Genomic DNA, 22,612 nt, shown 5'->3' with positions numbered 1-22,612 from the left:
CGCTCAGCGTAGGCGAGCGACCGGCCGGCGCGAACGCGTCCGCGGGGCGTCGCTCGTCCTGAGCACGACCGGCACGGCGACGGCCGTGGCGACGAGCAGGCCGGCCAGGGCGGCCAGCGTCAGCCCGTCCGGGCGCAGCAGCGGCTGCCCGCGCAACGCCTGCCAGGTCAGAAGCACAACCATTCCCGCGTACGCGAGACCGGCGACCAGAATCAGCCGGGCCCCGGTCTTCTCGCCGAGCCGGGTCCGCCGGGTCAGCAGCAGCGCCAGCAAGGGCAGGAACTGCAGGCCGTGCAGCCCGACGAAATGACCGATGCGCAGGTCGCCGCCGGTGGTGCTCCAGCCGGTGACGGGCAGTCCGGGGCCACCGTCGGGCACGCCGACCGCGTGGGCACCCGAGATCCCCTCGAGCCCGGGATCCTGCATCGGGGTCACCATCGGCACCGCGGCCGCCATGCCGAGCAACGACAGGAACAGTCCGAGACGGATCGCGTACGCGGAAACGCGGTCGGGAAGGCGCTGCCGCAAAGCGACGACGCCGATGGCGAGGTGCGCCACGAACAGCACCATGATCGAGGCGCCCATGATCGACCAGAGTCGCTCGTCGAACGGGTTGGTGTCGTTGAAGTGGCTGCGGTGGCCGCGCGCGGCCTGGAACGCGATGATCGCGACCTCGATGACCGAGACGGCGACGATGACCGTGCCCGCCCATTCGGCGAAGCGGCTGCGCCGCGGCAGGACGGCCAGCATCCAGGCCAGCGTGGCCGCGTAGACGGCGAACGAGATCGCGAACTTGAACGGCTTGAGCCAGACCGGGGCGCCGAGCAGGACGCGGTCGTCGGCCACGATCCCGACGAGGGTCACTACGGTCAGCGCGGCCATGGCGGCGGTGAGGATCAGAAGCGGTCGGTGCCATCTCATGTCGGCAGCGTCGCGTGGTTCCGGGGCCGTTTCGTCAGTCCGCCGGCCCTTCCCGCGGCCGCTGGTCCGAGGCTGCGTCCTACCCGGGTAGGAGATACTGTCACCGCCGTGATCGACTTCCCCGCCGACGAGTCCGGCCGCCGCAGCAGCGCCGCCTTCGGCCGCCACGTGGTCGCCGACGCCCTGCGCGGGGCCGACCCCGCCGCCGCCGAGGCCGCCCTGGCCGTCCCGGACTGGCGGCGCGGCTACCTGGGCCCGTTCCGCGCGCTGGTGTCGGCCGGGCGGGACGACGGGTACGACATCGCGGCGGCCGGCCTGGCCGCGGTGCGCTCACGGATGCCGGTCGAGATCTCTGCGCCCGCCCAGCCGTTCGAGACGGTCACGGTCGACGGTGACGCGCCGCGCGAGACCGAGGTCGTGCTGCCGTTCCGCGGGGAGCGGCTGCGCGGCGCCGACCTGATCCGGCGGCTCGACGCGTGGGTGACCGGGGGCGTCATCGAGCAGTCGTGCGCGGAGGCCGTACGGGAGGTCGTGGACAACCCGGACTGGCTCGACCTGTCGGATCAGCGGCTCGTCGTGCTGGGCGCGGCGGCCGAGATGGGCCCGCTGCCGGCCCTGCTGGCCTGGGGCGCCACTGTCGTCGCGGTCGACCTGCCGCGGGTGTGGGAGCGGGTCGCGGCCGTGCCCGGCGCGGGCCGTCTGATCGCCCCCGTGCGGCCCGGCCGTGAGCCCGGCGCCGACCTGCTGGTGGAGCTGGGGGCCGTCGCGCAGTGGCTGGAGGGCATCGACGGCCGGCTGGTCGTGGGCAACTACGTCTATGCGCCGGGGGCGGCGTACGCGAAACTCTCGGTGGCCGTGGACGCGCTGGTCGTGCACCTGCGGGAGCGGCGCGCGGACGTGGCCCTGGCCTTCCTGGCCACCCCGACCGACGTCTTCGCGGTGCCGCCGGGCGCGGTGGAACTGTCCCGGGAACGTTTCGCGGCCCGCTCGCGGACGGCCCGGACTACCGGGGCGCTCTCCGGCGGCCGGCTGCTGCAGCCCAACTACACCGGCGACGCGATCAACGACAGCCTGGTCCCGCAGCAGGGCCCCAACTACGCGCTGGCCAAGCGGATCCAGCGCTGGCGGGCCTCGGTCGCCCGGCGCGAGGGCGTGGTCAGTTTCGCCGTGGCGCCGCCGACCCGCACCCGCTCGGTCACCAGCAACCGGCTGCTGGCCGCGGCCTACGCGGGCGCCCACCTGTTCGACGTGGAGATTTTCGAGCCGGCCACCGCCAACCGGCTGATGGCCGTGCTGCTGGTGCACCAGCTCCGGAAGCCGCGCGCGGCCGCCCCGGCCGTGTGGCAGGACGAGGCGGTGGCGGCGGCCCACGGCGGCCTCTGGACCACGGCCTATCACCCGCGGACGGCGCTGGGCCTGGCCGCCGTACGGGGGTTGGTCAGCGGCCGGTAGCGCCGTCGATCTGTTCGCGCAGGATGTCGGCGTGGCCCGCGTGCCGGCCAGTCTCCTCGATCATGTGGACGAGAGTCCAGCGGTGTTCGTCCAGGTCCCGCCACGAGCCGATGACCCGGTTGGACTCCTCGATCGCCTCGCGGTAGCCGGCCAGGATCCCGTCCACGGTCTCCGTCCTGGTGGGCCGCAGGGTGCGGTTCAGGTTGGTGATCGGTTCGCCCAGGAAGTAGAAGCGTTCCACGTACGTCAGGTGTTTGATCAGCCCGAGCAGGTTGGTGCCCGAGGCCACCCCGGCCGTACGGACCTGGGGCTCGGGCACCCCGTCGAGCTTGCCCGCGATCGAGTCACGCAGCCCGTCCAGCACGTCCAGCAGCACACTCTTCTCGGCCGGCATCAGCTCTCACTCCGGCGCAGGATCAGCACGTTGTCGGTGACTGTGGCCGTCTGCCCGCCCGGCCCGGTGGCGCGCCGCCGCGGCATGCCGGCCCGGACGACGGGCCACCGCGCGGGATCGAGGCCCAGCCCGTCGGCGACCTCGGCCGGCGTCGGGAAGTGGGCGTCCGGGTCCTGGTTCCACGACCAGGGTGCGGTCGAGCCGTGGTCGACGATCAGCAGCAGGCCGCCGGGACGCAGGGCGTGCGCGGCGGTGCGCAGCACCCGGGGGCGATCCATCTCGTACGGGGTGTGGAAGTACTGCGCGGAGATCAGGTCGAACGTGCCCTCGGGGAAGCTGCGGTCCAGGTCGTGCACCTCACCGAGCACGTCGAGGCCGGCTGTCCGGGCCTGGACGCGCTCGACGGCCGTACGGGAGATGTCGACGGCAGTGACGTGCCAGCCGCGCCGGGCCAGCCAGAGCGTGTCGCCGCCACCCCCGCAGCCCAGGTCGAGGGCGCGGCCCGGCGGTAACGGCTCGGCCACCTCGACCAGCAGGGGGTTGGCCCGTTTCTCCCCGCCCCGCTGGGCGCGGTAGTGCTTCTCCCAGAATTCTTGGCTCATGCCGCCAGCTTGATCATCGCGGTTCCCGGTTTGCAAGAAACGTTGCGGATCCGCAAAATCGCGACGTGACTGATGACGTCCTGGCCGGTGTCGGCCCCCGGCTGCGCGCGTTGCGCCGGGCCCGTGCCATCTCGCTGGCCGCGCTGGCCGCCGAGACCGGCCTGACCACGAGCACCCTGTCCCGGCTGGAGACCGGCAAGCTGCGCCCGACCCTGGAACAGCTGCTGCCGCTGGCCCGGGCCCACGGCGTGCCCCTGGACGACCTGGTCGCCGCCCCGCCCACCGGCGACCCCCGCATCCACCTCAAGCCCGTACGCCGTTCCGGCCTCACAGTCGTGCCGCTGACCCGCCGCCCCGGCGGCGTTCAGGCGTACAAGGTGATCTATCCCCCGGCCGGCCGGGCCTACCCGGCCGAGCTGCGGACGCACGACGGGTACGAGTGGTTCTACGTGCTCAACGGCCGGATCCGCTTCGTGCTGGGCGACCACGAGTACGAGCTGGGCCAGGGCGAGGCCGCCGAGTTCGACACCCGCATCCCGCACTGGCTCGGCAGCGCCGGCACCCAGCCCGCGGAACTGCTCACCCTCTTCGGCCCCCAGGGCGAACGCGCCCACCTCACCCCCCACCCGCCGGAGGCGAGCTGAGGTGCTGCTCGGAGCGATGACGACCGGTTTCGCGCACGGCCTGCTGATCATTGCCGCGCCGGGGACCACGGATCCCCACGACGGCTGGCGATCCTGACGGACACCGAGAGCGTCACCGTGACGTTGTTCGCGGACGATCCGGAGGAGCCGTCACACGTTCAGGTGTTCATCGGGGCTGATCGCGGAGGGCCTGGGCGAGCAGGTGGTGGAGTTTGGCGGCGCGGGCCGGGTGGTGATGGGACATCCAGGCCACGCGGCCGGCCAGGTGGGCGGCGAAGTCGGCGTGGCCGTCGCGGTTGGCTTCGGCCAGGCCGTGGGTGGCGGCGTTGTGCAGGATCGCGCGCAACCGGTCGTAGTCCTCGCGGGGCACGGCCGGGCGGGTGTTGACGACCAGGCCGGTCAGGGCCTGACGCTGCGACCGGGTGCGGACGCGCGTCTTGTGCGGGTGCAGACGGAAACCTTCCTCGTCCGCGATCCGCCCGGTCAGCGCCGTGAGACGGGTGACGTGCGGGGCGCTCAGCGTGCCGGAGAAGGCCAGGTCGTCGGCGTAGCGGCCGTACGTGACGCCGAACCGGCCGGCCAGACCGCTGAGCCGGCGGTCGAGCCGGTACGCGCACAGGTTGGCCAGCGCGGGTGACGTGGGCGCGCCCTGCGGCAGGTGGGGCCGGCGCAGCAGGGCGGCCAGATGCGGGTCGGGGGCGGAGCGCAGCACGGCGACCGGCGTACGGGTGGTGGTGAGCGCGGTCAGGGTGTGCGCGACGGGCTCGGGGTAGCCGATGCCGCGGAACAGGCCGTAGATCCGGGCCGCCGTGACGCTCGTGAAGAACGCCCGCAGGTCCATGCTGACGAGCACGTCGCGGCCGGTGTGCGTACGGGCGAAGGTGTGGACGCCGCGGCCGGGGACGAAGCCGTGGACCCCGTCGTGCACGGGCACGCGGGCCAGGATCCGGTCGAGCACCAGGCGTTGCAGGTCGCGCAGCCGGGGTTTGGGCGCCTCGATCAGGCGGTGCGGCAGCCACACGTACCGGTAGTGGCGCAGCCGCTCGTCGCGGGCGTGGCGGTTGATCTCGCGGCGGTCGGCGAACCAGTCCAGGGCGTCGCCGTCGAGGTCGAGGAACGCGGCCAGGTCGGCCAGATCACCGAGGCCGGGGGTGTTCCAGCGCATCCGTACGACCCGGGTCGCGCTCACCAGCCGATGCCGGGCGACCACGTCGCGGGGGATGCCGCCCCGCGCCTGGAGGAACAACCGCAGCTCGCGGGGCCGGTCGTAGGGGGCGCGCGGATAGGCCCGCCTCACGAACTGGACGAACTGCCGCGCCCATCCTTTACGCCCGGCGGTCACCCGGCGTACGGCGATCTGCATTTTTCCGGTTTGCCAGTCCGTGGTGAGCAGCGCGTCGGCGACGGTGCCGGCGGCAGCGTGCCCCGACGAATCCCGGTCGTGCCTGCGCCGCCCTGCGCGAAGCGCTGCGGCGCGCCGGCGATGCGCTGTGGTGGTCAAGCGAACTCCCTCGGGGTTGCCCCGAAGAGCCGTCGTCGTGCGACGGCCAGCTCAGGACACGCTGCCACCGGCCAGCATAGAGATTACTGGCCGGAACCCGAATCGCTACCGGAACACTCACGTCCCCGCATCCGTGGCCGATACCTTTTTCGACCGGATCTTCCCCCAGCCCCGAGGTGCTTCCCCCATGACTGTTGTGGTCTCCGCCGCCACCGACCTGCCCGACGTCGGCACGGCGATGTTCCTCGTCCTCGGCGAGGGCGTGAACTTCCGGTCGCGGCTCGAATCGGTCGACGGCGAGACCTTCGCGGTCACCGCCCCGCTCGAGACGGCCGGCCCGGTCGCGTACACGCCCGGCCAGCAGTTCGAGGTCTTCTGGGCGACCCCGCGCACGCGCATCATGCTGCCGACCCGCCTGGTCGCGCTCTCCGACGAGGCACCGTTCCGCTGGCGGCTGGCCCCGACCGCGGCCCCGCGGCAGAGCAACCGCCGCGAATACGTGCGGGGTGGCGGTGGCGCCGCGGTCCGGCTGACCGCCGGGGAGCGCGCGCTGGAAGGCGCCCTGCTCGACATCAGCGAGGGCGGCCTGCGCTGCTGGATCGACGAGCCGGCCGCGCTGTCCCCCGGCGACGAGCTGGGCGCCACCGTGTCGCTGGGAGCGGAGGGCGAGGTCGAGGTGACCGGCACGATCCTGACCGTCCGGGAGGCCCCGCACGGCGATCCCGGGCTGCACGTCGTGCTCACGTTCACCTCGGGCGAGAGCCTGGCTCAGATGATCCGCCTCTACGTGATGACGTGGGAGATCAACGAGCGCCGCCTGCGCCTGGCCTGACCTACCAGGCCACCACCCCCTCGTCGTCGAAGAAGCCGCCGCGCGGTCCGTCGTCCGGCAGCGTGGCCAGCTTGATCGCGATCGCCGCGCCCTGCTCCGGCGTACGGGGGGCTTGGAAGCCGGTGAAGTCGGTCGCGACGTAGCCCGGGCAGGCGGCGTTGACGATGACGTTCGTGTCGGCCAGCCGGCGGGCGTACTGGACCGTGATGCTGTTGAGCATCGTCTTGGACGGGGCGTAAGCGGCCAGGATCGGGCCGGTCTGCAAGGTCAGCGAGCCCATGTTGCTCGACATGTTGACGATGCGCGGCGACTCGGCCTTGCGCAGCAGCGGCAGCATCGCGTTCGTCACCCGGACGACACCGAGGACGTTCGTCTCGAGCACCGTGCGCACATTGTCGAGGTCCAGCGTCGTCGGGTCCTGGGCGCCGGAGCCCAGGCGCCCCGCAATGCCCGCGTTGTTGACCAGAACGGCCAACCCTTCCCCCGTACGGCCGAGGGTCGCGGCCGCCGCGGCGACGCTCTCGTCCGAGGCGACGTCGAGGGCGACCCCGAACACGTCGGCCCCGCAGGCCCGCAGCTTCTCCACTGCCGCCGTCCGCCGCGCGTCGTCCCGGGCCCCCACCGCGACCCGGAACCCGGAAGCCGCGAGCCCCTGTGCGATGGCGTACCCGATGCCCTTGTTGGCGCCGGTGACCAGCGCGATCTTCTTGTCGTTCATGGTTCTCATGCTGCTGCGCCCACCACCGCGGAGTCCAAGACCAACCCCGTACGCTGTGATACCCGCGCGGTATTACTGTTGGCCCGTGGACGATCTCGAAACCCGCGAGCTGCGCTACTTCGTCGCCGTGGCCGAGGAACTGCACTTCGGCCGGGCCGCCGCACGGCTCGGGATCGCCCAGCCGCCGCTGTCCCGCGCGATCGGCCGCCTCGAACGCCGCCTCGGCGTCAAACTGCTCGACCGCAACCGCCGCGGGGCCGCCCTCACCGACGCCGGCCGTGTGCTGCTGCGCGAAGCCGGCACGGCCCTGACCGCGGTCACCGCGGCCGCCCACCGCACCCGCCGGGCCGGCGCCCCCGCCCGGCCGCTGGTGCTGGTGACCAAGGCCGGCGCCTCGCACGAACTCCTGCAGAAAATCCTCGCCGTGACGCCCGTCCCGATCGAGGTGCTGCTGTGCGAGGTCGGCGAGCAGGCCCACCGCCTGCGCGACGGCCAGGCCGACGTGGCCGTCATGCACCACCCGTACGACGACCTGGCCGGCTTCGACACCGCCGACCTGCACACGGAGAGCCAGGTGGCGATCGTCCCGGCCACCCACCCGCTGGCTGCACGCCCCCGGGTCACGCTGGCCGAGGTGAGCCACGTGCCAGGCCTGCCGATGGCCCGCTGGCCCCGGCTCGACGGCACCTACCCGCCCGGCCCCGGCCCCGAGGTCCACACCCAGTCCCAGCTGGCCCAGCTGGTCGCCCTCGGCCGCACGCTCCTGGTGATCCCCGCCTCGAGCCGCGCCTGGCAGTGGCCCGAACACGTCGCCGTCCCGGTCACCGACGCCCCCGACGTCACCACGGTCCTCGCCTGGCCGCGCGACAGCCACTCCCCCGCGGTGGCCGCCCTCGTCCGGGCCGTATCAGTCTAGGGCCGGCTCGACGCCGCGCCCGGCCTCCCGGCGCGGGGTGACCGTGCGGTGCCTGATGCGCCAGCCCGCCGGGGTGCGGACGAGCTGGTCCTCATAAATGTAACTGGCCGGCGCGCCCTCCTTTTTCACCGCGAGCCCCTTCGACCAAGCCCGGGCACCGTCACCGTCCGCGCGGACGACGACGTTGGTGACGTGGTGGGCGATCGGGCCGTCGGGCCCGATCCGGTACGAGGCCGCGATGTAGCCGTCGAGCCGCGGCCGGGACGGGTCGGGCGCGGACACCGGCGCATAGCCGAGGGCGCCGGCGTCGACCACGAGATCGGACGTGAACACCTCACCGAACCGCTCATAGGCACCCGCGTCGCTCAGGTGACCGTGCAGCGCGATCACCTCGTGAATCTCCAGCCGGTCGGCAACGGTCAAACTCATGGCAGCTCCAGACACGACAGTGGAAAGGGCAACGGCCGACGATAGCTCCGTCGCGCACGTTCACCCTGCCCCCAGCGAACGCCCGCCGACGCCGCGGTCTACCGGTCGAAGCCGGCACCGCTGAGTGCGTGGCCGGGACCGCGGCGCCGCGGTTCGCGAACGTGGCGTGGGCTTCCTCCCGGACACGGGCCTGACGCCACCGGCCGCCGCGACGTCGAGGGGAGGCGTGCCACTCCCCAGGCCGGGCCGTCGCGATCACGGATCGGGCGCCGTGCCAGGCTGGGCGGCGTGGTCGACGCAGTAGTGGAGCACTTCGACGGGGTGGCTGAGAGCTACGACGAAGTGCTGCCGTTCTTTTCCGGGTTCGCGAAGCTGGCTGTCGAGAGGCTGGCGCCGCCGAAGGGCGTACGGGCTCTGGATCTGGCGGCCGGGCGTGGGGGGATGACCGGGGCTTTGCTCGCGCGGGGTGCGGTGGTCACGGCCGTGGATGCGGCGCCGCGGATGGTGGCGTTGTTGCGGGCCGCTCACCCCGGCGTGGCGGCCTCCGTCATGGACGTGAGCCGGCTCGCGTTGCCGGATGCCAGTTTCGACCTCGTTGTCTGCGGGTTCGCGATGCACATCGTGAGCGACCCGGAGGCCACGTTGCGGGAGGCACTGCGGGTGACCCGGCCCGGCGGGCGGCTGGCTTTCACCGTGCCGGGCGCAGCCGGGGACGGGCCCGACCCGCTGGTCGAGCTCTACGCCGAGTATCGGCAGTATCAGCAGGACGGCCACGGGCGGCACGGGAACGACTTCGACTTCGCGGACGGGTTTCCCGGGCTGGCCGGCCTGACCGCGACCGACCTCGAGATCGCCATCCCGGTTCCGGACGGGGAGACCTACTGGCGGTGGAGCCGGTCGCACGGGTCGGGGCGGTTCATCGACGGTCTGACGCCGTTCCGCCGGGCCGAGATGCATGCGCGGCTGTTGGAGCAGATGGTCGAGCGGCCCGGGTTCGTGCTGCGGCGGCCGGCCGTGTTGTGGACCGGCCGCAGGGGGTAAGAGCAGGTCATGCGCAGACTCGTGGTGACCGAGAACATCACCCTGGACGGGGTCGTCTCGCCGATCGGTGACTGGTTCGACCCGAGCACGACCGACGATGAGCTGGCCGCGGTCAACCAACGCAACGGCGCCGGCTCCGACGCGCTCGTGCTGGGCCGCACGACGTACGAGGAATTCGCCGGTTTCTGGCCCCACCAGCAGGGCGAGGTCTCGGCGTACCTGGATCAGGTGGCCAAGTACGTGGTGTCCAGCAGTCTGGACAAGGCGGACTGGCAGAACACGACGATCCTGCGCGGGCCGCTGGAAGACGAGATCGCCGCGTTGAAGGCCACCGACGGGCAGGACATCACCGTGACGGGGAGCGCCACCCTCGTACGGTCGTTGATCCCGACGGGGCTGGTCGACCTGTTCCGGCTTTTCGTCTACCCGGTGGTGCAGGGGCACGGCACACGGCTGTTCGAGGAGCACTCGTTGCGGCTGGAACCCGTACGGGCGCAGACTTTCGCCTCGGGTGTGGTGCTGCTGGAGTATGCCTACTCGGGGTGAATGCGGCCGGCCGTCGCGGTCAGCCGGGCCCCGGAACCGCCCCAGCGCAGCGCCACGATCTCGGCCGCGATGCTGACCGCGGTCTCCTCGGGGGTGCGCGCGCCCAGGTCGAGCCCCACCGGGGAGGCCAGCCGGGCCAGGTCGTCACCGGTGAGGCCGGCTTCCTGCAGGCGCTTGTTGCGGTCGTCGTGGGTGCGGCGCGAACCCATGGCCCCGATGTAGGCGACCGGCAGCCGCAGTGCGACCTCCAGCACCGGCACGTCGAACTTGGGGTCGTGGGTGAGCACACAGAGGACGGTCCGCTCGTCGATCCGGCCCGCGTCGGCCTCGGCGGTCAGGTAGCGGTGCGGCCAGTCGACGACGACCTGGTCGGCCTCGGGGAAGCGACGCGCGGTGGCGAAAACGGGCCGGGCGTCGCAGACGGTCACGTGGTAGCCCAGGAACGAGCCGATGCGGGCGGTTGCCGCGGCGTGGTCGGTGGCGCCGAAGACGAGCATCCGGGCCGGCGGCGCGAAGGACGCGACCAGCACGGAGAGTCCCTCACCCCGGCGCTCGCCGGACGGCCCGTAGTGGAGCACGCCGGTGCGCCCCGCGGCCAGCAGCCCGCGCCCGTCGTCGGTGACGGCGTCGTCGACGCGGTCGCCGCCCAGCGTGCCGGTGCGCTCCTCCGGGGTGATCAGCAGGTGGGCGGCGGTGTCGAGCCGGGTCAGCAGCGCGACCGGCCGGGACGCCGCGATCGCCGCGGCCAGCTCGGGCAGCTGGGGGAACGACTGCCGGTCGACCCGTTCGACCAGCAGCTCGATGATGCCGCCGCAGGTCAGGCCCACCTCGAACGCGTCGTCGTCGCTGATGCCGTAACGAACCGTACGGGCCTGGCCGGTCTCGATCACCTCGAGGCACTGCTCGTAGACGGCGCCCTCGACACATCCGCCGGAGACGCTGCCCACGACCTCGCCGCCCGGGCCGACGACCATGGCCGCGCCCGGCTGGCGGGGTGCGCTCGACCACGTCGCCGTGACGGTCGCCAGCCCGACCGGCTCACCCGCTTCCCACCAGGCCACCAGCCTGTCCAGCACATCACGCATGAGGGTTCGGCTCCGGAACGTCGAGGTCGAGATCGTCGGCCACGTCGTCGACGGGCACCACCCGTACGGGATGGTTCTTGAGATAGCCGCGGGCGCCCTGATCACCGACGGCGGCCTCGATGACGCCCGGCCAGTGCTTGCGGCCCAGCAGGACGGGATGCCCGCGCCGGCCCTGGTAACCGCCCATGACCAGCGCGTCGGGCGTGGCGTGGGCGATCACCCGGCGTACGGCTTCGGGGGTTGTACCCGGCATGTCGACCAGCACGACCACCACCGCGTCCGCGTCCACCGCCCGCAGCCCCGCACGCAGCGACGACCCCATGCCGGTGGGCCAATCAGGGTTGATCACGGTGCGCGGCAGATCGGGGGCGGCCGCGATGACCCGCTGCGCCTCGGCACCCAGCACGACCACGATCGGTGACGCGCCGGCCTCACGCAAGGTGTCGGCGGCCCGCTCGACGAGCAACCGGTCCGGATAGCGGATCAGGGCTTTGGGCATGCCGTAACGCCGCCCCGCCCCCGCGGCAAGCACCAACCCGGCCGTGACCCACGCCATAGATCGAGCCTAGTCGGCAATCCGCCGACGATCCCGACCGCGAATCGAACGACGTTCCCGGTCCGGCCACCGGCCGGGCTCTCAGAACGGCTGGCCGCCCACGTCGGCCTGGTTGTGGGCGACCATCCACAGCAGGGAACCGTGCATGGCTTCCAGCGAGGTGTAGCGCGGGGCGTAGCCGAGGACCGCGCGGGCCTTGCCGATACTGGCGGCGATGCCGCGTTCGATGTGTTCGCGGCTGACGTCGGCGTGTTCCTTACCGGCCCGCTCCTCGAACTCGGGCCAGTCGACGTACTCCAGTTCGGGGGTGCGGCCGAACCAGGCGGCCACGCCGGTGGCCAGGCCGCGGGACGTCATGGCCTGCTCGGCGACCACGTGGAAGCTGGAGCCGACGGCCGCGGGCCGGGTCAGGGCGAGCTGGAAGGCCTGGGCCACGTCGTCGGCGTGCACGTGGTTGAGGATGCCCATGCCGAACGCGGGCAGGGGCAGCGGCTCCCCCACGGCCAGGCGGCGCCACACCTCGGCGTCCATGTTGCCGGCGGGGTTGATCGCGCGGCGGCCGGGCCCGCTGATGTGGCCGGGGTGCAGCACGATGCTGGGGACGCCGCCGGCCAGGGTTTCGCGGTGCAGCAGTTCCTCGATCGCGGCCTTGCCGATGCCGTAATCCCCGTACGGGGTGCGGGGTTCGTCCTCGGTCAGCGGCACGCGCCGGGCGGGGCCGTGGACCCAGATGCTGCCGCAGTGCACCAGCAGCGGGCGGGTCGGGCGCAGGGCCTCGACGAGCTGGCGGGCCGAGTCGGGGGTGAAGCAGATCATGTCGATGACGGCGTCGGGGCGCAGGGCGGCGATGCGCTCGCCGAACGTGCCCGCGGCGTCCTCGGCGCGGCGGTCGGCGGTCACCCGCTGAACGGCCTGCCATTCGGGTCGTTCCTGGTGGGGTTGCCGCTCGGCCCGGCTGACCGCGATCACCTCGTGGCCCGCCTGCACCAGCCGGGGCACCAGATAGCTGCCGGTGTGCCCGGTCGCCCCGATCACCACTACTCGACGCATCAGCTCAGCCTAGCCAGCTAATTCGGTTGCCGTACGCGGCGGGACCGGACAAGCTCTTGCCATGACGTACTGACGGAACGCCCGCAGAGCCCCGCCACTTCGTCATTCCCGGAGTCTCGTTTTGTCTGAGCACGCCTCCGTTCGTGTTTTCGCCTCGCCCGGCAGCTGGATCGAGTCCGACGCGCTCGACCAGTGCCACCGTGTCGCCGCCCTCGACGGCATGCGACACGTCGCGGGCATGCCCGATCTGCACCCGGGCAAGGGTGCCCCGATCGGCGCCGCCATGTTGTCGTCAGTGCTCTACCCGTTCCTGGTGGGCTCGGACATCGGCTGCGGCATCGCCGTCTTCCCCATCACCATCAAGCGGCCCCACCGGGAACGCCTGGCCGCCCGCTTCCCCGACCTCGACCGGCCGCTGACCCCGGACGACGACCTGTGGCCGGCGGACATCCCGGCCGGTCACCCGGAAAGCCTGGGCACGGTCGGGCGGGGCAACCACTTCGTCGAGCTGGCCCGCGTCGATGCGGTGCTGCGGGGGGGCCGGGTGGCCCAGGGCGACCTGGTGCTGATCGTGCACAGCGGTTCGCGCGGGCTGGGTGAGAGCATCCTGCGGGCGCACACCGAGGTGCACGGGGCCGGCCCGGCCGCCGATCCCGCGGCCTACCTCAAGGCGCACGACGACGCCGTACGGTGGGGGTCGTTGAACCGGCGTCTCATGGCCGAGCGGGTCGCGGACGCGCTGGGGGCCGAACCCGCCGAACCGATCGTCGACGAGTGCCACAACTTCGTCGAGGTGCGTGACGGGCTCTACCTGCACCGGAAAGGTGCGGCCGGCGGTGACGGGAAGGACGTGCTGATCGCGGGCACCCGCGGCACACCGTCCTATCTGGTCGCCGGGCACGCGGGAGCCGAGGCGAACTTCTCGGTCGCGCACGGGGCCGGGCGCAAGATGTCGCGTTCCGACGCGCTGCGGCGCAACAAGGTCAAGCACACCGTGGCCGAGCTCCGCCGTACGGCGGTCGGATCGCTGGTCGTCTGCGGCGACCGGCAGCTGCTGTTCGAGGAGGCGCCGACGGCCTACAAGCGCATCGAGCAGGTGGTCGGTGATCTCGTCGCGCACGAGCTGGCCACGCCCGTAGCGGTGACGATTCCGCTGGTCACCTACAAGACGCGGGAGCGGTCGTGAGCGTGCATCTGCTGCTCTCGGCCGGGCGCGGGCCGCGGGAGTGCGACTGGGCGCTGGCCGAACTCGTGCGGCGGCTGGAAACGGAGGCGGCCGGGCTCGGGCTGACCATCGCGAAGACCGCCCGGCAGCGGTCGGTGGTGGTCGAGATCGACGGGCCGGGCGCGGCTTCGTTCGCGCGGGGCTGGACGGGCACGTTGTGCTGGCAGGCCCCGAGCCCTTTCCGTACGGGCATCGGGCGCAAGAACTGGTACGTCGTGTCGCAGCCGTGCTCGACGGAGGTCCCGCGCACGACGTTCGACGAGGGCGACGTGGAGGTTGTCGCCACGCGCACCGGTGGGCCGGGCGGCCAGCATCGCAACAAGGCGAGCACTGCCGTCCGCGCCACTCACCGGCCGTCCGGGCTGGTCGTCGTGGTCGACACCGAACGGCAGTTCAGCGTGAACCGGCGGCTCGCGATGCGGCTGCTGCGGGAGCGGCTCGCGTCGGGCGACGCCGCCGCCGAACGGGAGGCGATCACCGCCCGCTGGCGTGTGCACGACACCCTCGTACGGGGAAACCCGACCCGGACGGAGCGGCCGGCTACTGAAGCGAACGCCCGCGCAGGAACGAGACGGCCTCGTCGAGCCCGCGGTCGGTGAGCTCGGGGTCGTAGCGGGGGCCGACATCGCGCATGAACGCGTGCTCCCCGCCGGCGTAGACGTGCAGTTCCAGATCCTCGTGACCGGCCTCGTAGAGCGCGGCCAGGATCTGGGCGCGCGCCGCCGCGGGGACGTGCGGGTCCCGCGACCCAAAGATGATCATCAGCTGGCCCCGGATGCGCGCCGCCGCGGCCAGCGAATCGGCGTGGTCGGCCCCGAGCGCGCCGTTGTGCAGGCCGGTCGGATAGAAGCACACGGTCGAGGTGACCCGCTCGTCGAACGCCGCCCGGAAGGCGAGATGTCCGCCCAGGCAGTAACCGGCGGCGTGCACCGTGGTGACGTCGGGGCGGGCGGTCACGTAATCGAGAACCGACACGCGGTCCTCGTCGAACTCGGCGGTCGACATCGCGGCGGCGCCGGCCAGCCCGGCCTGCTTGCCCGCGTCGTCGAACTCGAGCGCCACCCCGGCCAGTTCGCCGCGCGGATAGATCTCGGGCACGCAGACGATCAGCCCGGCCGCGGCCAGCCGGCGGCACGTGCGCAGCGTCGACTCGGTCAGCTGGAAGATGTCGGAGTAGAGCACCACCCCCGGCCAGGTGCCGCCGCCCACCGGTGTCAGCACCTTGGCCCGGATCTCGTGACCGGCCCCGGGGATCCGTACGTCTTCCTCGCTCACCTTCATGAACCCGCACCCTACTGGGAAGATCACGACCCGCACGTGGTGTGGCGTGTGACCGATGGCGTGTCGTCCGGGGACAAGCGTGCTCATTGCGGGCGATGCTGGTCGCCGGCGGTCCAGGGTCTGTCCTGCCGGTCACGTGGCAGCGAGGCGAGGTCCAGGTGGTGGCTGACGTCGGCCGGGAAGCGGTTTCATACCGGTGTTGTATGTGGCCGTTTCCCGGACGCCGTCAGGCGCCGCCTGGGCCACGCCGCAGCCCCGCGTGAGCGGCAGGACAGGCCCTAACGGGACAGCGCCGCGGCCAGGCCGGTCAGTGTGGTCAGGCGGTCGGGCTCGTCGTGCGGCCCGGCGTCGCGCCGGTCGAGATGGATGGCGCGCAGCCCCGCCGCGCGGGCGGGCAGCACGTCCAGGTCGTGCCGGTCGCCGACGCTGACGACCCGGGCCGGTTCGAGCCCGATGCGCTCACAGGCCAGCCGGAACGCGTCGGGCGACGGCTTGGCCACGCCCAGGTCCTCGACCGTGAACAGCGGACCGACCCGGCCCTCGAGCCCCGCCTTGGCGAGTTTTGCGCGTTGCTGCTCGACCGTGCCGTTGGTGAGCACCGCGGTGGTCAGGCCCGCGGCCCCGAGCGCGGCCAGCGCCTCGTCCACGTCGGGGAAGCGCCGCCACGAGGACTCGTACGCCCGCAGATAGCCCTCGAAGATGGGGTCCAGGTCGTTTTCCTCGTACGGGATCCGAATCTGCGGCAGGAAGTCGCGCAGCCGTCGCCGCCGCTGCTCGGCAAAGCTCACCCGGCGCTCGCGCCAGGCCACCATGTGCCGCTCCTGCACCTCGTCCCAGAGCGCAGAAGTCTCCGAAGTCGACGCGACCCCGAGCTCGGGCAACCACAGGTCGAGCGCCGCCCGCACCGCTCCGTGGTGATCGATCAGCGTGTCATCGAGATCAAGCAGTACGCCACGCAGCACGCGCGCCAGTCTATGGGCGAACGCCCGTGCAAACGCGCAACCCGCAACCCCTCCGCGGCGTCGACACCGGCCGACGTCGGCTACGTTCGCGAATTCGGGATTCTGTTCCGCGAATGGTGATCGATCGGCGTCGAATATCGCTGTCGTGCACCGTCAGCGGCTTCCTATGGTCCTCGCATGAGGATCACGCTGCGAGCCTTGACAGAAGAGGACGTCGAGGCGCACAACGCCGGTGAGGACGAGCACACCGTTCGCTGGCTGAACGGTGCCCCCGGCACCGCCGAGACGACGGCCGCCCACTTCAGAAAGCTCGCCGGCAACGCTCGCGCGGGGCGCGGCAAGCGAGGCTTCGGCGTGTGCCTTGACAACCGCCTCGCCGGATACGTCGACTACGACCCGGATGTCATCGACGGCCTGGAACCCGGCGACGTCAACATCAGCTATGCCGTCCACCCGTGGGCCCGTGGACGCGGAGTCGCAGGGGAAGCTGTACGACTCATCCTCGAGCACATGCGCGAGAACCGCATCGGAACACGCGCCGCCATCCGAGTGGACCCCGACAATCTTGCCTCCGTACGCGTCGCCGAGAAGAGCGGCTTCACCTATATCCGCACCTTCACGTCCGATAGCGACCAGCAGCCTGATGGAACCCCGGCAACGCTGCGGCTCTACGTGCATGACGTGTAGGTACTCGGCGCCTCGCCCAGCCCCTGGACCCGGAGACCCATCACTCGTCGCAGCCCGGGGCCCGAGTGGTGTCCATCGCGAATCCCGGCGGCCCGGTGGTATCAGGCGCCGGTCGGGGCGCGGCGCTGGGACGAGCTGGTCGAGCAGTTGCGAGCGGCGGGAGCACCGTTCGCCGGCCGGCTGGCCGATCTTCGGGATGAGCTGGTGGCACCGGAGTCCTGGATCCAACCTCCCGAGATGCTGCGGATCTGCCATCGGGACCTGTGGGCCGACAATGTCCTGCCGACCGGGCAGGGCGGCGTGTGCGTCATCGACTGGGAGAACAGCGGACCGGCTGATCCGGCCCAGGAGCTCGGGTGCGTGCTCTTCGAGTTCGCCCGGACCGACCCGGGCCGGGCCCGCGCGCTGACCCGGGCGTATCGGGACGCCGGCGGGCCGGCTCAAGTGAATCGGCGCGGACACTTCTCGATGCTCATCGCACAACTGGGGCACATCACCGAGATCGCTGCCGCCGACTGGCTGATACCCCATGTTCGCTCTCCCGAGCGCACCGACTCCGCTGCCTGGATCGGCGAGACCCTCGACGCACCGCACACCCGCGAACTGCTGGACAACCTCGTGCAGGGGCTGCGCGGACGTGACACCCGGTGATGGCGAGCAGCGGAGATCTGAGCCGCGCCTGAGCGGGCCGACCTGTCTGGCATGGACCGCTTCGTCAACGGCGTGACCTCCGACCTCGACGCTGTGACCGGCGCGCACGAGCGCTGCGGGGCCGGCCGCGACACCGGGCTGAGCCTGCCCCTCAGCTCCGGGCCGGTCGAGGGCAACGTCAACCGGATCACCATGCTCCAACGACAGATGAATAGCCGCGCCGGCTTCGTCCTGCTCCGCAAACGTGTCTTGCCGGCCCCCTGACCTGAAAATCAATCACTCTTCAGGGGACACAACCCGGAACTCACGCCCCAGAGCCGGATGAGCGTTGACGCACACAAGGCCGGCCAGCACGGTCAGCCCGGCCGCGTCGGCCAGTCGCTCGGCCGGCGCAACCGGCACCCAGTGAGCACCCACGCGTGGCGAGCGTGGTTGCACCTGCCCCCATCGAGCGCGCAATGATGCGCACGCACGCGACGGTATTCGCGCAACCGGTGTCTGATGACGCGTCAGTGCGCGATGAGTGGCGGGCGGGACGGGCCGTCAGGTGCGGGCGCGGAGGCGGCGGAGCATGCGGGCGTCGGTGAAGCCGACCGCGCGGGCCGCCGATTCGATCGTGGCGCCGTGGCCGATCAGGTATTCGGCTCGTTCGACGCGTAGTTGTTGCTGGTAGCGCAGCGGCGTGCGACCCGTGGCGGACTCGAAGAGGCGGGTCAGGGTGCGTTCGCTCACGCCCGCGCCGGTGGCCAGGGCACCCAGGGGCAGTGGGCGGGTGAACTGGGCGTCGATCCGGTCCTGCACGCGATGCACGACGTCGCTCAAGTGGGCACGATGGCGCAGCATGGCCGACGCCTGTTGTTCGTCGCCGTTGCGGCGTGCGTAGACGACCATTTCGCGCGCCACCCGGGCCGCGACCGCGGGGCCGTGCCGCTGCGCGACCAGGTGCAGGGCGAGGTCGATGCCGCTGGCGATGCCGGCCGAGGTGACCACGCGGCCGTCGCTGACGAACAGCACATCCCGGACGACGGAGGCCCGCGGGAACTCGCGGGCCAGCCGGTCCTGCAGGTCGTGGTGGGTGGTGCAGCGCCGCCCGTCGAGCAGGCCGGCCCGGGCCAGCGCCTCGGCGCCGGAGCAGACGCTGGCGACGGTGCCGCCGGCCGCGTGGTGATCCGCGATCCGCCGCAGCAGGGCGGGACCGACCGGGCCGTAGCCGTCGCGCCAGCCGGGCACCAGCACCAGGTCGTCGGCGGTCAGCGTGGGCCATTCGACGGCGGCCTGCAGCGTCACGCCCTGCCAGGACGGCACGGTCTCGGTCTCGGCCACGTAGTCGAGCCGGTAGCCGGGGGCGGTCGAGAACACCTGGGCCGGGCCGGCAGGTCGAGCAGGTGCAGTCGCGGCGTGAGGACGAACACCACCCGGCGCACGATCCGGTCACTCCCCCAGGTAGTCGTCCACGGTGCGCACGGCGGCGAACCGGCCGGCCAGCGCGTATTCGGTGCGGGACACGACGTCCGCGGCCGCCAGCGTACGCGGGTCGGCCAGCAGTTCCGCGACGGTCTGTTCGGCCGGGGCCGTCCAGTGCGGGATGGGGAACGTGCCGGTGGCGTCGGTGACGAACGTGACCTCGTATCCGAAATCGGACGCGACCCGGGTGGTGGTCTCGACGCACTGCTCGGTGCGCAGCCCGCACGTCGTGACCGAGGTGACCCCGTACGAGGTCAGGTATTGCTGCAGATTGGTCGTGCTGAACGCGTTGTGCGAGGTCTTGACGACGACGTGCTCGTCGGGCGCGGGCTTGAGCTCGTCGACGACCCGTACGTGACCGGAGGCGGGGTCGAAGAGGTTGCCGGTGCCGGGTTCGGCGTGCAGCACCCAGACGACCAGGTCGCCGGCGGCCCGGGCGGCCTCCACGAGCCGGCTCACGTTGGCGATCAGGGCCGGGTTGTCGAGGGTCGACCAGAGCGGCCGCTGCCGGAACGATTCCTGGACGTCGATGACGAGAAGTGCGGTAGTCATGACGTCCAGGATTCGCCTTCCAGCGCGCCCGGAACAGACACCATCGCGTCCCGAGGCGGAACGATCCGGTCGTACGCCGGAAGCGGCTGGGCAAAAGTGTCGCGATAATGCCAGACGTGCAGAGTGCATACGAGTATGTCGATGTCGTCCGGCCGCCGCGGCTGCGGGCCGGTGACCACGTGCGGGTGGTGGCGCCGACGGGCGCACCCGAGCAGGCGGAGGTCGAGCGCGCGACCCAGTGGCTCAAGGACCAGGGCCTCGAGGTCTCGGTGGGCCCGCGCGGGCTGGACGCGGCGGACGACGGTGACCGTGTTGAGGACGTCAACCGGGCCCTGCGTGACCTGTCGATCAAGGCGATCGTCGCGGTCGGCGCCGGGAGCGGGGCGCATCGGATCGCTGACGACCTCGACTTCACCACCGCAGCCCACCTGCCGACGCTGCTGGTCGGGTTGCGCGAGTGCACGATTCTGCACCTGGCCTTCTGGGAGCGGGCGGGGCTGGCCGGCATCTACGGCGGGCCGGACCAGTCGTTCGTGGCGGCCGCCTTCGGCACCGAACCGGTGGTCGTGCGGGCCGAGCCCGACTCGCACACCGGCGAGTTGACCACCGGCGGGCGGGCCTCGGGGGTGCTGCTCGGCGGCGACCAGGAGCAGATCGCCACGGCCGCGGGGTGGGTGCTGCCCAGCCTGCACGGGGCGATTCTGCTGCTGGAGGCGTACGGGTTGCGGCCGGGTCAGATCGATCGGCAGCTCACCATGCTGCACCGCACCGGGCGACTCAAGGGCGTACGGGGCGTGGCCGTCGGTCGTTACACCGAGTGCGGGCCGGGCAATGTGCTCGACGTGTTGCGTGACCGGCTGGCGCCACTGGGCGTGCCGATCCTGGGCGGCCTGCCGATCGGTCAAGGGGCAATTCCGGTCGGCACGCCGGCGATGCTGGACGCCGATGCGGGCACGCTCACGATCGAACCGGCGGTTTCCTGAGATGCTGTCGATTCTCCGGCGGCGCCGTTCGTCGGTGGGGTGAGAACCACCGACCGGCGAGAGGATCCACGATGACGAAGTACACCCTGCTCATCTACGGCGACCCGGCCGAGTGGGAGGCGATGACCGGGGAGCAGCGCGCTGCGCACGACGCCGGGCACGCGGAGTTCCGCGCGGCGGCCGGCGACCGGATCATCGGCGGGCAGGAGCTGGAGCCGGCGCCGACCGCGACGACGCTGCGCGGGACCACCACCTCGGACGGACCGTTCCTGGAGACCAAGGAGGCGCTGGGCGGGTTCTACCTGCTCGAGGCGGCCGACCTGGACGAGGTGCTGGCCCTGGCCAAGCTGCTGCCCGAGGTGCGGGCCGGGCACAGCGGGGTCGAGATCCGGCCCGTCGTCGACCACGGATGACGTCGGTCGCCGACGCCCTGGCCCAGGCGCACCGCCGCGACTGGGCCCAGGTGCTCGCGACGACCGCCCAGGTGACGCGCGATCTGGATCTGGCCGAGGAGTGCACGCAGGACGCGTACGCCCAGGCCATGGAGACGTGGAGACGCGACGGGGTGCCGTCGCGGCCCGGGGCCTGGCTCACCCGGGTGGCCCGCAACCGGGCCCTCGACCTGCTGCGACGGGAAGCCGCTTGGCGGCGCCGGCTCCCTTTGCTGGTCGCGTCCGATCCTTCGCCGGGCGACGACCGGCTCCGGCTCGTCTTCACCTGCTGTCATCCTGCGCTGTCCCGCGAGCATCAGGTGGCGCTGACCGCCCGGCTCGTCTGCGGGCTGTCGACGGCCGAGGTGGCCCGCGCCTTCCTGGTCTCGGAGCCGACGATGGCGGCCCGCCTGACCCGGGCCAAGAAGAAGATCGCCACGGCCCGGATCCCGTACCGCGTGCCACCTCCGGAGGCCTTGGCCGAGCGGCTGGAACCGGTGCTCGAGGTGGTGCACCTGCTGTTCACGACCGGGCACACCGCGCCGACCGGTCCCGCGCTGACCCGGGCCGACCTGACCGCGAGCGCGATCGAACTGGCCCGTACGTTGCACCTGCTCATGCCGCGGTCGGCGCCCGTGACCGCGCTGCTGGCCCTGCTCCTGGTGATCGACGCCCGCGCGGCGGCCCGGGTCGGTGCCGATGGCCGTCTGTTACTGCTGTCCGACCAGGACCGCACGCTTTGGAATCACGATCGCATCACTGAGGGTGTTTCGCTGCTGACCGAATCGCTGCGCCGCCACCCGCCGTCCCGCTTCGCGGTCGAGGCCGCGATCGCCGCCGTGCACGCCGAGGCCCCGTCGTGGGAGCAGACCGACTGGTCCGAGATCATCGGTCTCTACGCGGTGCTGCTGCGGCTGACCGGCAACTCCCCTGTGGTCACCTTGAACCGGGCGGTGGCGATCGGCTTCCGCGACGGCCCCGCGGCGGGGCTGGCCGCGCTGCAGCCTCTGACCGGCGAACCGGCCCTGGCCACCTACCCCTACCTGGCCGCGGCCCGGGCCGACTTCCTGCGCCGGCTCGGCCGGGTCGCCGAGGCGGTCACCGCGTACGAGGAAGCTTTGGCCCTGACCGCCAACGAGACCGAGCGCGCTTTCCTCACCGCGCGGCTACAGGGCCTCGAGGAATGATCGAAGACTGGTCACCGGGCTGAGCAGGGTGACTGCGGAACCGTCGGTGAAGTCGAGCCGGAGGCGGCCGTTGCCCTGGCCGGTCGCGGACTTGAGGTCCGTACGGGGGCATTGCCACCGCACCTGCAGCCGCGTGGCGGGCCGGAACCAGACTTTCTGTTCGGCCAGCACGAGCAGGCGCTGGTCGGTCAGGGCGAGCACGCGGGGGTCAGTGACGATGCGGATGTGCTGGTCGAGGCCCACGGCGAGGCTGCCGGGAACGCCGTGGACGCCGCGCCGGTCGCCGGGACGGTCGGGCACGGGCCGGCGGAACCGGAACGGGTTGAGCTCGCTGCGGGTGGTCCCGGCCGCCGTACCGCCGTCGGCCCGGCTCACCCACACGGCGGCCCGCAGCGTCTCACCGGAACCCAGATGCGCCTGCACCCGGGCCTCGACCTGGGTGTCTGTGCTGTCCGCCATGAGGGGAAGCCTAACTTCATTGACAAACGCCTATGCGATAGAT

General features: G+C 72.1%; 29 protein-coding genes. 14 read left to right on the top strand and 15 right to left on the bottom strand.

The features are described from left to right. Positions 1-3: 3 nt before the first annotated feature. Entirely contained in the window at positions 4-921 is a 918-nt protein-coding gene (locus tag BKA14_RS40250; RefSeq protein ID WP_184955969.1) for a hypothetical protein, read from the bottom strand. Positions 922-1,029: 108 nt separating this feature from the next. Here BKA14_RS40250 and BKA14_RS40245 point away from each other — a divergent pair, with 108 nt between their 5' ends. Further along, positions 1,030-2,373: a hypothetical protein gene (locus tag BKA14_RS40245; protein WP_203722130.1), complete on the top strand. Its 1,344-nt coding sequence runs from the start codon at positions 1,030-1,032 to the stop codon at positions 2,371-2,373. On the opposite strand, the gene BKA14_RS40240 is transcribed toward BKA14_RS40245, so the two are convergent. Further along, the gene (locus BKA14_RS40240; protein ID WP_184955968.1) at positions 2,360-2,767 is read right to left on the bottom strand and encodes a DinB family protein; all 408 of its coding nucleotides are present in this window, start codon (positions 2,765-2,767) and stop codon (positions 2,360-2,362) included. The two genes, BKA14_RS40245 and BKA14_RS40240, sit on opposite strands and share 14 nt — an antisense overlap. Then, on the bottom strand, positions 2,767-3,369 hold the full coding sequence (locus BKA14_RS40235) for a class I SAM-dependent methyltransferase (RefSeq protein WP_184955967.1): 603 nt from the start codon (positions 3,367-3,369) through the stop codon (positions 2,767-2,769). Before BKA14_RS40235 ends, BKA14_RS40240 begins: the two co-directional genes overlap by 1 nt. Before the next feature lie 65 nt (positions 3,370-3,434). Here BKA14_RS40235 and BKA14_RS40230 point away from each other — a divergent pair, with 65 nt between their 5' ends. After that, entirely contained in the window at positions 3,435-4,013 is a 579-nt protein-coding gene (locus BKA14_RS40230; RefSeq protein ID WP_184955966.1) for an XRE family transcriptional regulator, read from the top strand. Between the two features lie 166 nt (positions 4,014-4,179). On the opposite strand, the gene BKA14_RS40225 is transcribed toward BKA14_RS40230, so the two are convergent. After that, positions 4,180-5,514: a reverse transcriptase family protein gene (locus BKA14_RS40225; protein ID WP_184955965.1), complete on the bottom strand. Its 1,335-nt coding sequence runs from the start codon at positions 5,512-5,514 to the stop codon at positions 4,180-4,182. A gap of 187 nt (positions 5,515-5,701) precedes the next feature. Between BKA14_RS40225 and BKA14_RS40220 the strand changes: the two genes are divergently transcribed. Beyond that, positions 5,702-6,346: a flagellar brake protein gene (locus BKA14_RS40220; protein ID WP_184955964.1), complete on the top strand. Its 645-nt coding sequence runs from the start codon at positions 5,702-5,704 to the stop codon at positions 6,344-6,346. A 1-nt stretch (position 6,347) separates the two neighbouring features. Here BKA14_RS40220 and BKA14_RS40215 read toward each other — a convergent pair whose 3' ends face one another. Beyond that, positions 6,348-7,064 (bottom strand): SDR family oxidoreductase, encoded by a 717-nt coding sequence (locus BKA14_RS40215; RefSeq protein ID WP_203722131.1) that lies wholly within the window; start codon positions 7,062-7,064, stop codon positions 6,348-6,350. A gap of 85 nt (positions 7,065-7,149) precedes the next feature. Between BKA14_RS40215 and BKA14_RS40210 the strand changes: the two genes are divergently transcribed. Further along, positions 7,150-7,980, top strand: a complete 831-nt coding sequence (locus BKA14_RS40210) for a LysR family transcriptional regulator (protein ID WP_184955962.1) — start codon at positions 7,150-7,152, stop codon at positions 7,978-7,980. On the opposite strand, the gene BKA14_RS40205 is transcribed toward BKA14_RS40210, so the two are convergent. Continuing rightward, positions 7,972-8,409, bottom strand: a complete 438-nt coding sequence (locus BKA14_RS40205) for a nuclear transport factor 2 family protein (RefSeq protein WP_184955961.1) — start codon at positions 8,407-8,409, stop codon at positions 7,972-7,974. The two genes, BKA14_RS40210 and BKA14_RS40205, sit on opposite strands and share 9 nt — an antisense overlap. Before the next feature lie 288 nt (positions 8,410-8,697). Between BKA14_RS40205 and BKA14_RS40200 the strand changes: the two genes are divergently transcribed. Together BKA14_RS40200 and BKA14_RS40195 are read left to right on the top strand one after the other, a co-directional pair. Then, positions 8,698-9,450 carry a class I SAM-dependent methyltransferase gene (locus BKA14_RS40200; RefSeq protein ID WP_184955960.1) on the top strand — a complete coding sequence of 251 codons (753 nt, stop codon included), beginning with the start codon at positions 8,698-8,700 and terminating at the stop codon, positions 9,448-9,450. A gap of 9 nt (positions 9,451-9,459) precedes the next feature. Next, on the top strand, positions 9,460-9,996 hold the full coding sequence (locus tag BKA14_RS40195) for a dihydrofolate reductase family protein (RefSeq protein ID WP_184955959.1): 537 nt from the start codon (positions 9,460-9,462) through the stop codon (positions 9,994-9,996). Here BKA14_RS40195 and BKA14_RS40190 read toward each other — a convergent pair. From BKA14_RS40190 to BKA14_RS40180, 3 genes are all read right to left on the bottom strand, one after another. Then, positions 9,984-11,081 carry an XdhC family protein gene (locus BKA14_RS40190; RefSeq protein ID WP_184955958.1) on the bottom strand — a complete coding sequence of 366 codons (1,098 nt, stop codon included), beginning with the start codon at positions 11,079-11,081 and terminating at the stop codon, positions 9,984-9,986. The two genes, BKA14_RS40195 and BKA14_RS40190, sit on opposite strands and share 13 nt — an antisense overlap. Then, positions 11,074-11,637, bottom strand: coding sequence for a nucleotidyltransferase family protein (locus tag BKA14_RS40185; RefSeq protein ID WP_184955957.1), 564 nt, complete (start codon positions 11,635-11,637; stop codon positions 11,074-11,076). Before BKA14_RS40185 ends, BKA14_RS40190 begins: the two co-directional genes overlap by 8 nt. An 81-nt stretch (positions 11,638-11,718) precedes the next feature. Further along, entirely contained in the window at positions 11,719-12,687 is a 969-nt protein-coding gene (locus BKA14_RS40180) for an NAD-dependent epimerase/dehydratase family protein (protein ID WP_184955956.1), read from the bottom strand. 121 nt (positions 12,688-12,808) lie between these two features. Here BKA14_RS40180 and BKA14_RS40175 point away from each other — a divergent pair, with 121 nt between their 5' ends. Further along, on the top strand, positions 12,809-13,873 hold the full coding sequence (locus BKA14_RS40175; protein ID WP_184955955.1) for an RNA ligase RtcB family protein: 1,065 nt from the start codon (positions 12,809-12,811) through the stop codon (positions 13,871-13,873). Next, on the top strand, positions 13,870-14,511 hold the full coding sequence (locus BKA14_RS40170; RefSeq protein WP_184955954.1) for a peptide chain release factor-like protein: 642 nt from the start codon (positions 13,870-13,872) through the stop codon (positions 14,509-14,511). The genes BKA14_RS40175 and BKA14_RS40170 overlap by 4 nt, the downstream gene beginning before the upstream one ends. Here the strand turns inward: BKA14_RS40170 and BKA14_RS40165 are convergent. Together BKA14_RS40165 and BKA14_RS40160 are read right to left on the bottom strand one after the other, a co-directional pair. Next, positions 14,453-15,193, bottom strand: coding sequence for a dienelactone hydrolase family protein (locus BKA14_RS40165; RefSeq protein ID WP_184955953.1), 741 nt, complete (start codon positions 15,191-15,193; stop codon positions 14,453-14,455). The genes BKA14_RS40170 and BKA14_RS40165 overlap by 59 nt on opposite strands. A 278-nt stretch (positions 15,194-15,471) precedes the next feature. Beyond that, entirely contained in the window at positions 15,472-16,155 is a 684-nt protein-coding gene (locus BKA14_RS40160) for an HAD family hydrolase (RefSeq protein WP_184955952.1), read from the bottom strand. A gap of 177 nt (positions 16,156-16,332) precedes the next feature. Between BKA14_RS40160 and BKA14_RS40155 the strand changes: the two genes are divergently transcribed. The 3 genes from BKA14_RS40155 to BKA14_RS43390 all read left to right on the top strand — a co-directional run bounded on the left by BKA14_RS40155 (position 16,333) and on the right by BKA14_RS43390 (position 17,757). Next, the gene (locus BKA14_RS40155; protein WP_184955951.1) at positions 16,333-16,842 is read left to right on the top strand and encodes a GNAT family N-acetyltransferase; all 510 of its coding nucleotides are present in this window, start codon (positions 16,333-16,335) and stop codon (positions 16,840-16,842) included. Positions 16,843-16,989: 147 nt separating this feature from the next. Beyond that, complete coding sequence (locus tag BKA14_RS40150) at positions 16,990-17,493, top strand: phosphotransferase family protein (RefSeq protein ID WP_203722133.1); 504 nt, start codon at positions 16,990-16,992, stop codon at positions 17,491-17,493. A 51-nt stretch (positions 17,494-17,544) separates the two neighbouring features. After that, positions 17,545-17,757, top strand: coding sequence for a transposase (locus BKA14_RS43390; protein WP_203722135.1), 213 nt, complete (start codon positions 17,545-17,547; stop codon positions 17,755-17,757). Between the two features lie 12 nt (positions 17,758-17,769). Here BKA14_RS43390 and BKA14_RS40140 read toward each other — a convergent pair whose 3' ends face one another. From BKA14_RS40140 to BKA14_RS40130, 3 genes are all read right to left on the bottom strand, one after another. After that, positions 17,770-17,910 carry a hypothetical protein gene (locus BKA14_RS40140; protein WP_184955950.1) on the bottom strand — a complete coding sequence of 47 codons (141 nt, stop codon included), beginning with the start codon at positions 17,908-17,910 and terminating at the stop codon, positions 17,770-17,772. Between the two features lie 126 nt (positions 17,911-18,036). Further along, positions 18,037-18,852 carry a GlxA family transcriptional regulator gene (locus tag BKA14_RS45420; protein ID WP_239092660.1) on the bottom strand — a complete coding sequence of 272 codons (816 nt, stop codon included), beginning with the start codon at positions 18,850-18,852 and terminating at the stop codon, positions 18,037-18,039. A 72-nt stretch (positions 18,853-18,924) separates the two neighbouring features. Further along, positions 18,925-19,509 (bottom strand): cysteine hydrolase family protein, encoded by a 585-nt coding sequence (locus BKA14_RS40130; protein ID WP_184955949.1) that lies wholly within the window; start codon positions 19,507-19,509, stop codon positions 18,925-18,927. A 116-nt stretch (positions 19,510-19,625) separates the two neighbouring features. Here BKA14_RS40130 and BKA14_RS40125 point away from each other — a divergent pair, with 116 nt between their 5' ends. The 3 genes from BKA14_RS40125 (at position 19,626) to BKA14_RS40115 (ending at position 22,110) form a co-directional block, all read left to right on the top strand. Then, on the top strand, positions 19,626-20,492 hold the full coding sequence (locus BKA14_RS40125; protein WP_184955948.1) for a S66 peptidase family protein: 867 nt from the start codon (positions 19,626-19,628) through the stop codon (positions 20,490-20,492). Positions 20,493-20,563: 71 nt separating this feature from the next. Continuing rightward, a complete protein-coding gene (locus BKA14_RS40120; RefSeq protein WP_184955947.1) occupies positions 20,564-20,905 on the top strand; it encodes a YciI family protein in 342 nt (113 codons plus the stop codon). Further along, entirely contained in the window at positions 20,902-22,110 is a 1,209-nt protein-coding gene (locus tag BKA14_RS40115) for an RNA polymerase sigma factor (protein ID WP_184955946.1), read from the top strand. Before BKA14_RS40120 ends, BKA14_RS40115 begins: the two co-directional genes overlap by 4 nt. Here the strand turns inward: BKA14_RS40115 and BKA14_RS40110 are convergent. Then, positions 22,090-22,569 (bottom strand): hypothetical protein, encoded by a 480-nt coding sequence (locus BKA14_RS40110; RefSeq protein WP_184955945.1) that lies wholly within the window; start codon positions 22,567-22,569, stop codon positions 22,090-22,092. The genes BKA14_RS40115 and BKA14_RS40110 overlap by 21 nt on opposite strands. Between the last annotated feature and the right edge of the window lie 43 nt (positions 22,570-22,612).

The organism is Paractinoplanes abujensis (assembly GCF_014204895.1).
Taxonomy (GTDB): domain Bacteria; phylum Actinomycetota; class Actinomycetes; order Mycobacteriales; family Micromonosporaceae; genus Actinoplanes; species Actinoplanes abujensis.
Note: the sequence above shows the minus strand (reverse complement) of the source record. Positions and strands in the feature narration are given on the sequence as shown.